The following is a 14805-nucleotide window of genomic DNA, read 5'->3' as shown; positions in this document are numbered from 1 at the left end:
GTGCTCACGCTCCGTGCCAATGGGCTCTCCAAACCCGTAGCCGGCAAGCGCTTTTGGGGGTGACTACACGAAAGTGACGTATCTGCACGGAAAGGGCGAACGGATAGCGAACGTCACGCGGCAAGTAGGGAGTTGACGGCGCGCAGCGGTCGCAAGGCGTCCGGATCGGGTTGATCTTCAACATTCCAGCTATAGTCACCGGTCAGCGAGATATGCTCCCAGCCCAATGGCGCGATGTGGCGTGCGATTTCGTCGGCTGTGCCGATGTCCGCCAGCGCCATTTCGAGATAGCGAGTGTTCCACAAGATGATGGCGGCGACGAGCAGGTTGAGGCCGGAGGCGCGATAGGTCTGGTTCTCGAACCGACGATCGCGCAGTTCGCCGAGCTGGTTGAAGAAGAGCGCGCGGGCGAGCGCGTTGCGGGCTTCGCCTTTGTTGAGGCCCGCCTGGGTGCGCCGGCGCAGGTCGATGTCGCGCAGCCAGTCGAGCATGAAAATGGAGCGTTCGAGGCGGCCCAGCTCGCGTAGTGCGAGGGCCAGTCCGTTCTGTCGCGGATAGGCGGACAAGCGGCGCAGCATTGCCGAAGCAGTGACGGTGCCGGTGCGGATCGACGTGGCGAACCGCAGCAGTTCGTCCCAATGCGCCGCGACATGACCCAATGCGATCGGTTCGGCCGTCATGCCGGCAAGCAAGGGGCCGGATTCTTGGCCGGGAAGGAGGTGTAAACGACGCTCCTTGATGTCGCGCAGGCGCGGCGCGAAGCGGTAGCCGAAGAAGGGCATGAGGCCGAACACATGGTCCGATGCCCCGCCCGTATCGGTGTAGTGCTCCTCGATCGTCAGGCCGGTCTGGTGATACAGCAAGCCATCCAGCACATAGGGCGCTTCGCCAGCGGTCGCCGCGATCACCCGACTTGCGAAGGGGTCATATCGATCCGAGACATGGGTGTAGAAGGCAACGCCTGGTTCGTTGCCGCTGCGCGCGTTGATGTCGCCGATCGCGGCCCCACGGCCCCCGGCATGAAATTGCTGTCCGTCGCTCGACGAAGTGGTGCCGTCTCCCCACAGCGCGGCGAGCGGCATGGCGCGATGGGCGTCGATCAGCCTTCCCAACGCTTCGCCATAGGCGGCTTCGCTGATGTGCCAGTCGTGAAGATGGGCGAGCTGACGCAGACTTGCGCCCCGGCAGGTTTCCGCCATGCGTGTGAGGCCGAGATTGATGCCATCGGCGAGGATGACCGTGAGCAGCGCATTGCGATCGTCGGCTTCCCGGCCCGAACGACGATGGATGAAGCATTCGCTGAACCCGGTCCAGGCATCGACCTCCAGCAGAAGATCGGTGATCTTCACGCGCGGCAGTCGATCATAGGCGGCGCGACGGGCAATCTCGGTGGCGGGCGGTGTTGCCGCCTTCAGCGGCGAGATGATGAGACCGTTTTCGTCAAGCTTAACCTGGGGCAGCTCCCCTTGCCGTGCAAGGACCGTTACCTGCTCGATCGCCGTGTCGAGCCTGGTGCGCCGTTCCTCGATATGGCGCTCGAAATCCGTTTCGATGGCGAGCGGCAACGGCCCCTTCTCGCGCAGCGCCGCAAAGGTCGCCGGCGGTATGAGATAGCTGTCGAAATCGCGAAACTGCCGGCTTCCCGCGACCCATATATCCCCGGCTCGCAACCGCTCGCGTAGTTGCGACAAGGCGCATAGTTCATAAGCGGCACGATCAACGATGCCATCCCGCAGGACGAACGGGCGCCATGCGGGCGGCACAAAGCGTAGCGGCACGCGATCAGGCAAGCGCCGTTTGCCGGTCCGATATAGCTCCGCGATGATGGCCAGCGCTGACAGGAGCCCCTGAACCGCGCCGGCGCCGCGAAACTCGAAGGCGTTGAGAAAAGCGCCGACAAAGAGCTTCACCGTCCGATGCCGCTCGATCAATTCGGCGGTGCGATCGACGGTTTCCGGTCGCCCGAGCACTTCGGCCTGCTCGACGGCCACGGCGAAGTGCTGCCAGTCCAGCGCCTCGATCTGCGCCAGAGAATCCACGCCCTTGCTGCGCGCGTCGATGAGGAGGCGGCAAGACCCCGTGAGCGTCCGGAGGTGGCCTTGCAACTCGCGCACCGTCTTGGCCTCCGTCAGCGCCGAGGGCCCAATGCCAAAAGCTCTCTCCACAAGGCCGCGCCATGCTGCCCAACAGCTTGTCGAACATCGTCAGGGTGGCGTCGGTCAGGCTTTCCTCAAGCCGGATGCCGGTTGCCGCCAGCGTCGCATGGCGGCGCAGGGCATTGAGTTCGCCAAGGTGCTGGGGTGTGATGCGGCTGCCTTCGTCCGCCAGCCTGTCAAAAGTCAAAGCCGGGATCATGTCGGCACGGGCGCGATCGAGGCCCAGCGCGCGGATATAGGCGAGCCGTTCGATCAGGCGCAGGATGTTGCGCGCTGCCGGCGATTGTGGCGCATTGCGCATCCAGGATAGCCATGTCGCGACCTGCCCCGGTCGTCGGGCCAGCAAATCGTCCAGGCCCTGAAGGGTGTCAGGCAGCAGGCCATTCGTGAGCACTTCATAGGTAAGCTGTTCGGCTTGCTGGCGCGCCCGCCGCAGCACCGCTTCGAGAATCGACGGAGAAGGCAGGAGGATCTGCAGGCGCCGGAGTTCATCGACGATGACGTCTGCCATCTGGCCGGGGTGTATGATGGTCTGCGCGATTGGGACCGAGAAGGCGACAACTTCACGGAAAGCGTTGCGGTCAAAAATCCTGAACCCGTGCGATCGTCGGATTTCGACGAGATGCTCGCGACGGGTCTGGTCCCGATGGGCATAATCCGCGAAGGCTGCCGGCGCGACGCCGAGTTGCTGCGCCACATAGGCGAGCACAGGAGCGGGCGGGACTTCGCCCGCTTCCAGCGCACGGCCAGGCCATCTCATATATAGCATGAGCATCGCATAGCCGAGCCGGGTGGCATCGCCGCGACGGCGGCCGACAATTTCCAGGTCGTCGCTGGTCAGCGTATAATGACGCGCGATCTCGCGCTCATCGAGCGGCGCGCCATAATGCCTCGCCCAGATTTCCAGGCTCACCAGTCGCCGTCTCGCCAAGCATCATCTCCTTCGCTTTGCGTGTCCGTCAGACGGTCCTCTGGCGGCCAGCAGGAATATGTCCGTTAACTCTGGACCTATAACGGCGATTCGGACAAGATCAGATAATGATGGGAAAACGGACAGGATTGGGCTGCATGTGGCGTTGATCGGCTATGCGCGCGTCTCGACGGCAGACCAGAAGCTCTCACTCCAGCTCGACGCGCTGAACGCGGCCGGGTGCGACCGGATATTCGACGATCACGCATCTGGTGCAAAAGCCGATCGGCCCGGCCTGGCCGAGGCGCTCGCCTATCTGCGCAGCGGCGACACGCTGGTGGTTTGGAAACTCGACCGTCTTGGGCGCTCGATGAGCCATCTGATTGAGAAGGTCGGCGAGCTAGCGACGCGAGGTATCGGGTTCCGCTCGCTCACCGAGAACATCGACACCACCACTTCGGGCGGGATGCTGGTGTTCAACATCTTCGGCTCGCTTGCCCAGTTTGAGCGCGATCTGATCCGGGAGCGCACCCATGCAGGCCTCAAGGCCGCTCGCGAGCGAGGTCGCCCCGGTGGGCGGCGGCCAGTGGTCACACCTGACAAGCTCCGCAAGGCGCGCGAACATATCGCTTCCGGCCTCACAGTTCGCGAGGCCGCCGCGCGCCTCAAGATCGGCAAAACCGCCCTCTACAAAGCCCTCGAAGCCACGGAGAAGAACACAAAGTCCCAGCGTTCCCGGTCCGTTCGCTCTTAGCGTGCAGATAAGTCACTTTCGTGCAGTCACCCCTTTTGCGAAGCAGGTTTCCAGAACAGTTCTGACAAGCGGCGGGCCGCAGAAATGCGTTGTCGTCATGGCCCGCCCGCGAGGTCGTCAGAAAGGAAGGTTTTCGCGAACAGGGCCGGCGCGTCGTGCTAGGCGATGGAACCCCGCAAGCGGACAGGATGCGATGACCAGGACCGAAATGCTGGAAACGATGAAGCGTCTCGACGCCCATGCGAACGCCCTGTTGCTTACCGGGGCCTCCGATATCGATCTGCTCGGCGGCATGTTCGACGTGATGCCCGACTTCAAGGCGTTGCTCGACGCCGGATACGGCGGTGAAATCGACAAGAACGCTGGTCGCTTCCCCGGTTTGCATCGCTACGCCGTCATGCTCTCCAATGTCGCCGAGGGGATCGCGGAAGGTTCCATCCGGGTGCCGCGCTGACGCCCTGTTTCGCTGGCAGGGGATGTGAGCAGACCTTTATGATTGCGAGCAGCGCAGGATGATGGCGAGCACATTGGCAGATAGCGCGAGCAGATCGCCGAGCCGGTTGTCAGATAATCCGAGCAAAAAAAGGCTCTGTTTGCAAGCAAACGCCGCTACGATTGCAAGCACCTACACCTACCAGCCGATCCCGGAAGCCTCGTTCTACGTCTTCGGTTCCTATCTGAAGTCGAAGATCAAGGACGATGTCGTCATCGGCCGCAATGGCGCCGGCGATCCGATCTATGGCCAGACCGCCGGCAAGCGCGAATCGGGTGCGCCGACCTTCACCTTCGGCGGGCGCGCCCAGGGCACGCTCGGCCCGGTGCAGCTCGGCGTCCAGGCCAAGCGGACCGGCCCGCGTTATGTGAACGACCAGAATCTTCCGGTCTTCCAGAGCGGCGTGCAGGTCTATGGCGCCAAGGCGCCGGCTTATACGCTGGTCGATCTCGATGCCCGCCTCTCGCTGGAATGGGCTGGCCTGAACGACAAAACCTACTTCCAGCTCAACGTCACCAACCTGTTCGACAAGCTCTACGTGGGCGGCTTCGACGGGACGACGTCGAACACCACTGTCACGACGGCCCAGATCGGTGCGCCGCGCACCGTGATTGGTTCGATCATCATCGGCTTCTGATCCTTCAGGCCGATATAAATATGGCGGCCGTCCTTCGGGGCGGCCGCTTTTTTTGCGTCCGTGCCGGGTTTTTCAGTCGACCGCTTCGTCCTGCGCCACGCCCCACAGGCTGCGCGTCTCGATATAGCCGCGCCGGCCCTTCACGTCGAAGCGGCACCAGCCGCCGCCGCATTTGTCGACCTTTCCGATCACGCCGGGGGCCACCCGCCATTCCAGCCGCGAGCCGCCATCGGCCTTGGCGTGAAGCTCCCCCGTCTGGCCGACGACGATTGCGGTGCGCTGTTCGGACAATAATATGCCTTTCACCCAGCCGCGCTCGCCCTCCGGGTCTTCCACGCGGCGCCAATCCTCGTGCACCTGGATCACGCGCAGCGGCAGGCCGGGGCGGACATATTTCCACGTCGCCGGATAATTGGTGCCGGGGCCGGTGCGCATCAGCGCCTCGCGCGCGGCGATCGAAACCCAATAAGGCACCTGCCGGCGCTGGGCCTCCGCCGCGCTCGCGCCCAGCGCCGCCGCGACCATGAAGCCCGCAACCGCCGCCCGCATCCATTTCCGCATTCACCTACCCCCGTCAGCACGGACCCGATCGCCCCGTTCTAGAGCCATTTCTCGCGGAGCGGAATCCTCAGGCCATGCAATGGCGGCAACATGCTGATGCTTGACGGCGGCGGCGCCCCATGCCTAGCGCATGTCATGGCCGAGCCCGTCCGCCCCGACCGCCCGAAGATCGCCGTCACCCGCCGGCTGCTGCCCGAGACGGAAGCGCGCATGGCCGAGCTCTACGACGCCAGCTTCAACGAGGGCGATCGCCCGATGGATCGCGCCGCCCTGATCGCGGCGATGGCCGATTGCGACGTGCTCGTCCCCACCGTCACCGATGCGATCGACGCCGCCCTGATCGATGCCGCCCCGCCCCGGCTGAAGCTGATCGCCAATTTCGGCAACGGCGTCGATCATATCGATCTCGCCGCCGCCCGCGCGCGCGGCATCATCGTGACGAACACCCCCGGCGTGCTGACTGAGGACAGCGCCGACATGACAATGGCGCTGATCCTTTCCGTGCCGCGCCGGCTGGCCGAGGGGGAAAAGCTGGTGCGATCCGGCGAGTGGACCGGCTGGAGCCCCACCGGCATGCTGGGCCATCGCATCGGCGGCAAGCGGCTTGGCATCATCGGCATGGGGCGGATCGGCCAGGCCATCGCCCGGCGCGCGCGCGGCTTCGGCCTGTCGATCCATTACCACAACCGCAACCGGCTGCCCTCGGTGATCGAGGAGGAGCTCGGCGCCAGCTTCCACGCCGATCTCGATGAGATGCTGGGCGCGGTGGATATCGTTTCCGTCAACTGCCCGCACACCGCCGCGACGCATCATCTGATCGACCGGCGGCGGCTGGGGCTGCTGGCGCCCCACATCTATCTCATCAACCTCGCGCGCGGCGAGATCGTCGACGAAGCCGCCCTGATCGAGGCGCTGGAAAGCGGCCGGATCGCCGGCGCGGGCCTGGACGTGTTCGAACATGAGCCGGCCGTCGATCCCCGGCTGCTGGCGCTTTCCAACGTCGTGCTGCTGCCGCACATGGGCTCCGCCACCTTCGAAGGGCGCGCGGCGATGGGCGCCAAGGTGATCGCCAATATCCGCGCCTGGTGGGATGGGCATCGCCCGCCGGATCAGGTGCTGGAAGGCTGGGCCTGATAAGCTCCGGGAACGTTCATCCCCGCCACGGGTTGAAGAATCGAATGGCGAGGAGACGAAGAATGGCGAAATTCTCCCCTATGGCGACGGGTTTGCTGCTGGCATCCAGCCTCGCGCTCGCGACCACCGCCTGCGCCGGAGACGGCAAGCGAGTGGTGAAAGGCGCGGCGATCGGCGGCGCGGGCGGCGCGGTCGTCGGCGCGGTGGTTCCGGGCATATCGACGGGCGAAGGCGCGCTGATCGGCGCGGCCGGCGGCGCCGTGGTCGGCGCGCTGGGCAAGGACGACAAGGGCCGCGAATGGTATCGCGACAGCGACGGCCGCAAATATTACATCGATAAGAAAGGCCGCCGCCACTATAAGTAACGGACCAGGAAGGGCGGGCGCCCTCCCCCCGGATCAGACCCGCCGATCGGCCGTCGAGAAGAAATCGAGCGACTGCACGCCAAGCCAGCCATAGACGTAGTTGGCATAGAACAGGCCGAACAGCACGGCCGACACGATCGTGGTCCAGAAACATGCCTTGGCGAAGCTGAAGCGCGGCGGCGCGCTGTCCGCCTGGCCGGCGATGCGCGGTTCGGGCGCGCCCGCCGTGCGGGGGCGAAAGGGCAGCACCAGAAAGAAGCTCATGGCCCAGAACAGCGAGTAGATCGCCAATATGGACGTGAATTTCACTGCCGCCCCTCCCTTCAGACGCGGATGATCGAAACGTCGACGATCGGCTTCTTGCCGGTCCATTGCGTCGCGCGGCGGCGCACCGCCAGGCGGATCGCCTCGCGCAGCTTGGCCTCGTCCTTTGGGCCGTCCGTCGCCGCCTCCGCCGCCGCGAGGCGCGCATCGGCCAGGAAATCCTCGCGATCCTCCTCCACCGGCACGCCCTGAATCGCGATCGCGGGCTCGCCCCGCACATTCCCCCTCGCATCCAGCACAACCGTAGCGGAAATGAAGCCATGCAGCGAAATCCGCCGCCGCTCGTTCAGTGTGGCGCCGTCGGCCGGCAGGATCACGTCGCCATCCAGCACGAGGCGGCCGGTGCGCTCATGCCCCACCAGCTCCGGCCCATCGGGCGCAAGCCGGATGACCTGGCCGTTCTGCTGGACGATGCCGCGCGGCACGCCGCAGGCGGCCGCGAACCGCGCCTGTTCCGCCATGTGCCGCATCTCGCCATGGACGGGCAGGATGATCTCCGGCCGAATCCACTTATACATCAACTCCAGCTCGGGCCGCCCCGGATGGCCCGAGACATGGACGTGCGCCTGCCGGTCGGTGACCATCAATATCCCGCGCTCGGCCAGCCTGTTCTGGATGCGGCCGATCGCGATCTCGTTGCCGGGGATCTGCTTCGAGGAGAAGACGACCGTGTCGCCTTCCGAAAGCTTGATCGGGTGGCTGTCGAAGGCGATCCGCGCCAGCGCCGCGCGCGATTCCCCCTGCCCGCCAGTCGCGACGATCATCACCTCGGACGGCGGCAGCCGCATCGCGGTTTCGAAATCCACCGTATCGGGAAAATCGCCCAGATAGCCGCACGCCTTGGCGACCTTGATGATCCGATCCAGCGAGCGGCCGGCCACGCAGAGCTGGCGGCCGGTATCCCGCGCCACCTGCCCCAGCGTCTGCACCCGCGCCGCGTTGGAGGCGAAGGTGGTGACGAGCACGCGGCCCTTCGCCTCGGCGATCACCCCGTCCAGCCCCTCGCGCACCGCCGCTTCGGAGCCCGAGGCGTCCTCGTTGAAGACATTGGTGGAATCGCAGACCAGCGCCAGCACGCCCTCGTCGCCGATCGCCTCCAGCTCGGCGGCGGTGGATGGCGTGCCGAGCAGCGGCTCGTCGTCCAGCTTCCAGTCGCCGGTGTGGAAGATGCGGCCATAGGGCGTATCGATCAGCAGCGCATTGCCTTCGGGGATCGAATGGGCGAGCGGGATATAGCTGACGCCGAACGGGCCGACCCGGAAGCTGCCTTCCTGATCGATCACATGCAGCTTCACCTTGTCGCCCAGCCCCTCCTCGTCCAGCTTGCCGCGGATCAGGCCGGCGGTGAAGGGCGTGGCATAGAGCGGCACGCCCAGATCCGCCGCCAGATAGGGGATGGCGCCGATATGATCCTCATGCCCGTGGGTGAGGACGATGCCGACGAGATCCTTGGCCCGCTGCTCGATGAACTCCAGATCCGGCAGGATCAGGTCGATGCCCGGATAGGCCGGGTCGGCAAAGGTAAGGCCGAGATCGACCATCAGCCACTTGCCCTGCGTGCCGTAGAGATTGACGTTCATGCCAATCTCCCCGGAGCCGCCGAGGGCGAGGAAAAGCAATTCGTTACCGGGTGTCGTCACTTTCGGGGAAATCCAATCCATCTATCCGGTCCAGGCCGGGATTCGCTTGGCCGGTCGAGCCCTATATCAGGAAAACGTCGCCGGCGTGGAGCAGATGCACGCTGCCGTCGGCCAGACGAAGCTTCAGCGCGCCGCTTTCGTCGAGCCCTTCGAACAGGCCGTCCACCACCTGCCCATCCGGTCCGGTGGTGCGGAGCGGGGTTCCCGGCGGATGGGCGCGCGCCAGCCATTCGCGGCGGATGGCGGCCAGCCCCTCGTTGCGCCAGCGCCCCAGCCAGCGGGCGAAGGCATCGGCCAGATCCATCAGGAAGGCATCGGGATCGGGCGCGCCGAGGCCCGCGGCGGCAAAGCTCGCCGTGGTGCGGTCGAGCCCCTCGGGGCTATGCGCGAGGTTGACGCCGAAGCCGATGACGATCGCGCCGTCGCAGGACTCGAGCAGGATACCCGAAAGCTTCGCGCCGTCGAGCAGCAGGTCGTTCGGCCATTTGAGGGAGGTGCGCCCTTCCCCGCCATAAGCGATCGCCACCTGATGCAGCGCGAGCGCCGCGACCATCGCCAGCGTGGCGGGCGAAGGATCGCCGGGCGCCAGGCGGACGATGGTGCTGGCATAGAGATTTCCCGGCGGCGACTGCCAGGCCCGCCCGTGGCGCCCGCGCCCGCCCGTCTGGGTTTCGGCGCGGAGCCAGAAACCCTCGGGCTGGCCGGCACGGGCGAGCGCGGCGACGTCGTCGTTGGTCGATCCCGTCGCCTTTATCGTGCGGATGTCGGCGATCAGAACAGCGCCCGCGCCGCCGCCATGCTCGCCGCCCCCAGCGCCGGAATGGCAAGGTAGCCGAGCGGCGAGACGAACAGCGCGGAGAGCGCGATCAGCCCGCCTTCCAGCTTGCTTTCCGCCGGCGCGAAGGCCGGGGCGGGATCGTCGAAATAGATCGTCTTGACGATCTTCAGATAATAGAAGGCGCCGATCACCGAGGTGGCGATACCGATCATCGCCAGCGGCCACATGCCGACGCCGACCAGCGCATCGAACACCAGGAACTTCGGCCAGAAGCCGAAGAGCGGCGGGATGCCGGCCAGCGAGAACATGAAGATCGCGAACGCCGCCGCCAGCGCCGGCCGCGTGCGCGACAGACCGGAAAGGCTGGCGATCGTCTCGACCGGCTGGCCGCTCTCGTCGCGCATCTGGAGGACGCAGAGGAAGCTGCCCACCGTCATCGCGACATAGACGGCAAGGTAGGTCATCACCGCGGCCACGCCGTCCTGCGTGCCGGCGGCGAGGCCGAACAGCACGAAGCCGACATTGTTGATCGAGGAATAAGCCAGCAGGCGCTTGATGTTGGTCTGGCCGATCGCGGCGACGCCGCCCAGGATCGTCGAGGCGAGCGCCGCGAAGATCACTATCTGGCGCCACGCATCGGTCGCGCCGCCCATCGCCTCGATGGTGACGCGGGTGAGCAGCGCCATCGCCGCCACCTTGGGCGCCGTCGCGAAGAAGGCGGTCACCGGGGTCGGCGCGCCTTCATACACGTCCGGCGTCCACATGTGGAACGGCACGGCCGAAATCTTGAAGGCGAGGCCCGCGAGCACGAAGACCAGCCCGAACATCTCGCCCATGCCCAGCCCGTCGCCGAATGCGGCCGCGACGCCTTCAAACGCCGTGGTGCCGGTGAAGCCGTAGAGCAGCGATATGCCGTAGAGCAGGATGCCCGAGGCGAGCGCGCCGAGGACGAAATATTTGAGGCCCGCTTCGGCCGACCGCGTATCGCGCCGCATGAAGCTCGCCAGCACATAGGCGGCAAGGCTCTGCAGCTCGAGGCCGACATAGAGCGTCAGCAGGTCGGTCGCCGAAACCATCATGCCCATGCCCACGCCCGAAAGCAGGATCAGGATCGGATATTCGGCGCGGACATTGCCGTTCCGCTCGAAGAAGTTGGGTGCCACGATCAGCGTTATCGCGGCCGCGATATAGATCAGCAGCTTGGCGAAGGAGGAGAAGCTGTCCGCCTGATAGAGGCCGTCGAAGGCGGAGCCGCCATGGCCCGCCGGGCCGAGCAGCGCCAGGGCGGCGGCCGCGAACAGCGCGACGGCGCCCCAGCTGATCGCCTTCGTCGCCTTATCGCCGGCAAAGGCCGCGACCATCAGCAGCACGAGCGAGCCGAGGGAAAGGATAAGCTCAGGCAGAGTGAGCGCGAGGGACTGGGTAACAGGCATCAGTGGTGCGCCCCTTCATGCGCGGCGGCAGCGGGAATAACGGGCTTGCCGGCGGTGACATGTGCGTCGCCGGTGAAACCGGTCTTTTCCATGCGGGCGACGACGACGCCGATGTCGCGGCGGATCGGCTTCAGGAAGCTTTCCGGATAGACGCCCATCCAGAGCACGGCGAGGCCGATCGGCAGCAGCAGGGCGATCTCGCGCGCCGAAAGATCGGGCATCGCGGCGACATCCGCCTTGTCGAGCTTGCCGTAGCAGACCCGCGCATAGAGATAGAGCATGTAGCAGGCGCCGAGAATGACGCCCGTCGTCGCGACGAAGGCCACCCAGCTGCTCGCCTGATAGGCGCCCACCAGGCTCAGGAACTCGCCGACGAAGCCGGACGTGCCCGGCAGGCCGACCGAAGCCATGGTGAACAGCATGAAGAACAGCGCATATTTCGGCATGTTATCGGCCAGGCCGCCGTAACGCTCGATCTCCCGCGTGTGGAGGCGATCGTAGATCACGCCCACGCAGAGGAAGAGCGCGCCCGAAACCAGGCCGTGGCTCAGCATCACCAGCATCGCGCCTTCCAGGCCCTGCCGGCTGAACGCGAACAGGCCGATGGTGACGAACGCCATGTGCGCGACCGAGGAATAAGCGATCAGCTTCTTCATGTCGGTCTGCACCAGCGCGACGAGCGAGGTGTAGACGACGGCCACCATGCTGAGGCCCATCACCAGCCAGAACATCTGGACGGAGGCTTCCGGGAACATCGGCAGCGAGAAGCGGATAAAGCCGTAACCGCCCATCTTCAGCAGCACGCCGGCCAGAATCACCGAACCCGCCGTCGGCGCCTGCACGTGCGCGTCGGGCAGCCAGGTGTGGACCGGCCACATCGGCATCTTCACCGCGAAGGAGGCGAAGAAGGCCAGGAACAGCCAGGTCTGCGCCTCGACGGGGAAGTCATAGGCCATCAGCGTCGGGATGTCGGTGGTGCCGGCTTCCTGCGCCATCCACAGCATCGCCACCAGCATCAGCACCGAGCCGAGCAGCGTGTAGAGGAAGAATTTGTAGCTGGCGTAGATCCGGTCCGCGCCGCCCCAGATACCGATGATGAGATACATCGGGATCAGGCCGGCTTCGAAGAAGATGTAGAACAGGAACAGGTCCTGCGCCGCGAAGACGCCGATCATCAGCGCCTCCATCAGCAGGAAGGCGGCCATATATTCCGGCACGCGCTTCTCGATCGCCTCCCACGACGCGCCGATGCAGATCGGCATCAGGAAGACGGAGAGCACGATCAGCATCAGCGCGATGCCGTCGATGCCCAGCGCCCAGGAGAAGCGGCCGAACAGGTCGACATGCTCCACGAACTGCCACTGCGCGCCCGCCGGATCGAAGTTGATCCAGAGGATGATGCCCAGCGCCAGCTCGACGAAGGTCGTCAGCAATGCCGTCCAGCGCGCGCCCTGCGCATTCTGGAACAGGCAGGCCAGCGCCGCCAGCACCGGCAGCGCGATCATCAGGGTAAGGATGGGAAAGCCCGTCATATTCTTATCAGCCCGCCATCGCCCAGGTCGCCGCGGCCGCGAGGCCGAGCAGCATCACCAGCGCATAGGTATAGACATAGCCGGATTGGAGCCGGCGGGTGAGCGCGCCGCCGCCGACGATGACGTGCGCGACGCCATCGGGGCCGAAGCGGTCGATCGTCCCCTGGTCACCCCGCTTCCAGAAGAAGCGGCCGAGCGCGAAGGCCGGACGGACGAAGAGGAAATCGTAAAGCTCGTCGAAATACCATTTGTGCAGAAGGAAGTCGTAGAGGACGCGGAACGTCGCCGTGAAGCGCGCCGGGATCGTCGTGTCGATCAGATAGGCCCAGATCGCGATCAGCAGGCCTGTGATCATCACCACCGTCGCCGAAAGCTTCACCCACAGCGGCACGCCATGCATCGCATGCATCAGGTGGCTGTCGAACGCGAGGCTGCCCTTCCAGAACTCCGCGCCATGCTCGGCATCGAGGAACGGCAGGTGGAAGATGAAGCCCGCAAGCACCGCGCCCAGCGTCAGCACCACCAGCGGCAGCAGCATCGGCCACGGGCTTTCATGCGGGTGATAGCCGGCGGTGCCGTGCTTCACCTGATCGATGCCGGCGTCATGCGCATGGGCATCGTGGCCGGCATCTTCCTCGGACGGCGCGTCATGATGGTCATGGCCGTGGCCATGCGCATCGTGAACGGCGTGCTGGATATGCTCCGACCCCGCCCAGCGCGGCTTGCCGAAGAAGGTGAGGAACATCAGGCGCCACGAATAGAAGCTGGTGAGCAGCGCCGCGAACACGCCGACGAAGAAGGCCAGGCCGCCCGCGGTCGATCCGCTGGCGAAGGCCGCCTCGATGATCGCATCCTTCGAATAGAAGCCCGCGAAGCCGAACAGGCCGGCCACGCCCACGCCGGTGATCGCCAGCGTGCCGGCCATCATCGCCCAGAAGGTGAGCGGGATATGCTTCCGCAGGCCGCCATAGAAGCGCATGTCCTGTTCATGGTGCATGGCATGGATCACCGAGCCCGCGCCCAGGAACAGCAGCGCCTTGAAGAAGGCGTGCGTGAACAGGTGGAACATCGCCGCGCCATAGGCCCCCACGCCCGCCGCGAAGAACATGTAGCCGAGCTGCGAGCAGGTCGAATAAGCGATCACGCGCTTGATGTCGGTCTGCGTCGTGCCCACCGTCGCCGCGAAGAAGGCGGTGGCGGCGCCGACATAGGTGACGACGTTCAGCGCGACCTGGCTGGTCTCGAACATCGGCGACAGGCGGCACACCATGAACACGCCGGCCGTGACCATCGTCGCCGCGTGGATCAGCGCCGACACCGGGGTCGGGCCTTCCATCGCGTCCGGCAACCAGGTGTGAAGGCCGAGCTGGGCGGACTTGCCCATCGCGCCCACGAACAGCAGCAGGCAGATCAGCGTCATCGTGTCGACACGGTGGCCCAGGAAGCCGATGGTCGAACCGGCCATGCCGGGCGCCGCTTCCAGGATCGCCGGGATCGAAACCGTGCCGAACACCAGGAAGGTGGCGAAAATGCCCAGCGAGAAGCCGAAATCGCCGACGCGGTTGACCACGAACGCCTTGATCGCGGCCGCCTTGGCGCTCGGCTTGTGATACCAGAAGCCGATCAGCAGGTAGGAAGCCAGGCCCACGCCTTCCCAGCCGAAGAACATCTGCACCAGGCTGTCGGCCGTCACCAGCATCAGCATGGCGAAGGTGAAGAGCGACAGATAGGCGAAGAAGCGCGGCTGGCTGTCGTCCTCCGCCATATAGCCCCAGCTATACAGGTGGACGAGGCTGGATACGGTGGTGACCACCACCAGCATCACCGCCGTCAGCGTATCGACGCGCAGCGACCAGTCGACCGAAAGGCCGCCGGAACGGATGAAGGTCAGCACCGGCTCCACATAGGCTTCGGCGCTGCCGCCGAGGAAGCCCAGGAAGATCGGCCAGGAAAGCGCGCAGGAAACGAACAGCGCGCCGGTCGTCACCGCCTTGGCGGCGACATTGCCGATCATGCGATTGCCGAGGCCGGCGATGATCGCCGCGAGCAGCGGCAGGAAAACGATGAGCTTGATCACCGTCCGCCCTC

Annotated in this window: 11 protein-coding genes and 2 pseudogenes; 5 read left to right on the top strand and 8 right to left on the bottom strand. The window is 65.6% G+C overall.

Annotation, left to right across the window (positions count from 1 at the left end; genetic code table 11):
• Positions 1-113: 113 nt before the first annotated feature.
• A pseudogene (locus G432_RS00295) lies at positions 114-3087 on the bottom strand (Tn3 family transposase).
• Positions 3088-3226: 139 nt separating this feature from the next.
• On the opposite strand from G432_RS00295, the gene G432_RS00290 reads away from it, so the two are divergent.
• From G432_RS00290 to G432_RS00280, 3 genes and pseudogenes are all read left to right on the top strand, one after another.
• Positions 3227-3820: a recombinase family protein gene (locus G432_RS00290; protein WP_013039114.1), complete on the top strand. Its 594-nt coding sequence runs from the start codon at positions 3227-3229 to the stop codon at positions 3818-3820.
• A 220-nt stretch (positions 3821-4040) separates the two neighbouring features.
• Complete coding sequence (locus G432_RS00285; protein ID WP_236626754.1) at positions 4041-4274, top strand: arylsulfatase regulator; 234 nt, start codon at positions 4041-4043, stop codon at positions 4272-4274.
• Positions 4275-4434: 160 nt separating this feature from the next.
• A pseudogene (locus G432_RS00280) lies at positions 4435-4950 on the top strand (TonB-dependent receptor); the annotation flags it as partial.
• 72 nt (positions 4951-5022) lie between these two features.
• Here G432_RS00280 and G432_RS00275 read toward each other — a convergent pair.
• Complete coding sequence (locus G432_RS00275; RefSeq protein ID WP_041864739.1) at positions 5023-5511, bottom strand: SH3 domain-containing protein; 489 nt, start codon at positions 5509-5511, stop codon at positions 5023-5025.
• 135 nt (positions 5512-5646) lie between these two features.
• Between G432_RS00275 and G432_RS00270 the strand changes: the two genes are divergently transcribed.
• Both G432_RS00270 and G432_RS00265 read left to right on the top strand, forming a co-directional pair.
• Positions 5647-6645 carry a 2-hydroxyacid dehydrogenase gene (locus G432_RS00270; RefSeq protein WP_015456802.1) on the top strand — a complete coding sequence of 333 codons (999 nt, stop codon included), beginning with the start codon at positions 5647-5649 and terminating at the stop codon, positions 6643-6645.
• A gap of 62 nt (positions 6646-6707) precedes the next feature.
• Positions 6708-7010 carry a YMGG-like glycine zipper-containing protein gene (locus G432_RS00265; RefSeq protein ID WP_015456801.1) on the top strand — a complete coding sequence of 101 codons (303 nt, stop codon included), beginning with the start codon at positions 6708-6710 and terminating at the stop codon, positions 7008-7010.
• A gap of 33 nt (positions 7011-7043) precedes the next feature.
• On the opposite strand, the gene G432_RS00260 is transcribed toward G432_RS00265, so the two are convergent.
• The 6 genes from G432_RS00260 to nuoL all read right to left on the bottom strand — a co-directional run bounded on the left by G432_RS00260 (position 7044) and on the right by nuoL (position 14794).
• Positions 7044-7319, bottom strand: coding sequence for a DUF1467 family protein (locus G432_RS00260; protein ID WP_015456800.1), 276 nt, complete (start codon positions 7317-7319; stop codon positions 7044-7046).
• Between the two features lie 14 nt (positions 7320-7333).
• On the bottom strand, positions 7334-8914 hold the full coding sequence (locus G432_RS00255) for a ribonuclease J (RefSeq protein WP_187294019.1): 1581 nt from the start codon (positions 8912-8914) through the stop codon (positions 7334-7336).
• A 121-nt stretch (positions 8915-9035) separates the two neighbouring features.
• Positions 9036-9749 carry a biotin--[acetyl-CoA-carboxylase] ligase gene (locus G432_RS00250; protein WP_443024295.1) on the bottom strand — a complete coding sequence of 238 codons (714 nt, stop codon included), beginning with the start codon at positions 9747-9749 and terminating at the stop codon, positions 9036-9038.
• Positions 9746-11185 (bottom strand): NADH-quinone oxidoreductase subunit NuoN, encoded by a 1440-nt coding sequence (gene nuoN / locus G432_RS00245; protein ID WP_015456797.1) that lies wholly within the window; start codon positions 11183-11185, stop codon positions 9746-9748. The genes G432_RS00250 and nuoN overlap by 4 nt, the downstream gene beginning before the upstream one ends.
• Positions 11185-12717: an NADH-quinone oxidoreductase subunit M gene (locus tag G432_RS00240; protein WP_015456796.1), complete on the bottom strand. Its 1533-nt coding sequence runs from the start codon at positions 12715-12717 to the stop codon at positions 11185-11187. Before G432_RS00240 ends, nuoN begins: the two co-directional genes overlap by 1 nt.
• A 7-nt stretch (positions 12718-12724) precedes the next feature.
• A complete protein-coding gene (gene nuoL / locus G432_RS00235) occupies positions 12725-14794 on the bottom strand; it encodes an NADH-quinone oxidoreductase subunit L (protein ID WP_015456795.1) in 2070 nt (689 codons plus the stop codon).
• Between the last annotated feature and the right edge of the window lie 11 nt (positions 14795-14805).

Origin of the sequence: Sphingomonas sp. MM-1 (assembly GCF_000347675.2) — a bacterium.
Taxonomy (GTDB): domain Bacteria; phylum Pseudomonadota; class Alphaproteobacteria; order Sphingomonadales; family Sphingomonadaceae; genus Sphingomonas_E; species Sphingomonas_E fennica.
The sequence above is the reverse complement of the archived record's forward strand: the minus strand, read 5'-3'. Positions and strand labels throughout refer to the sequence as shown.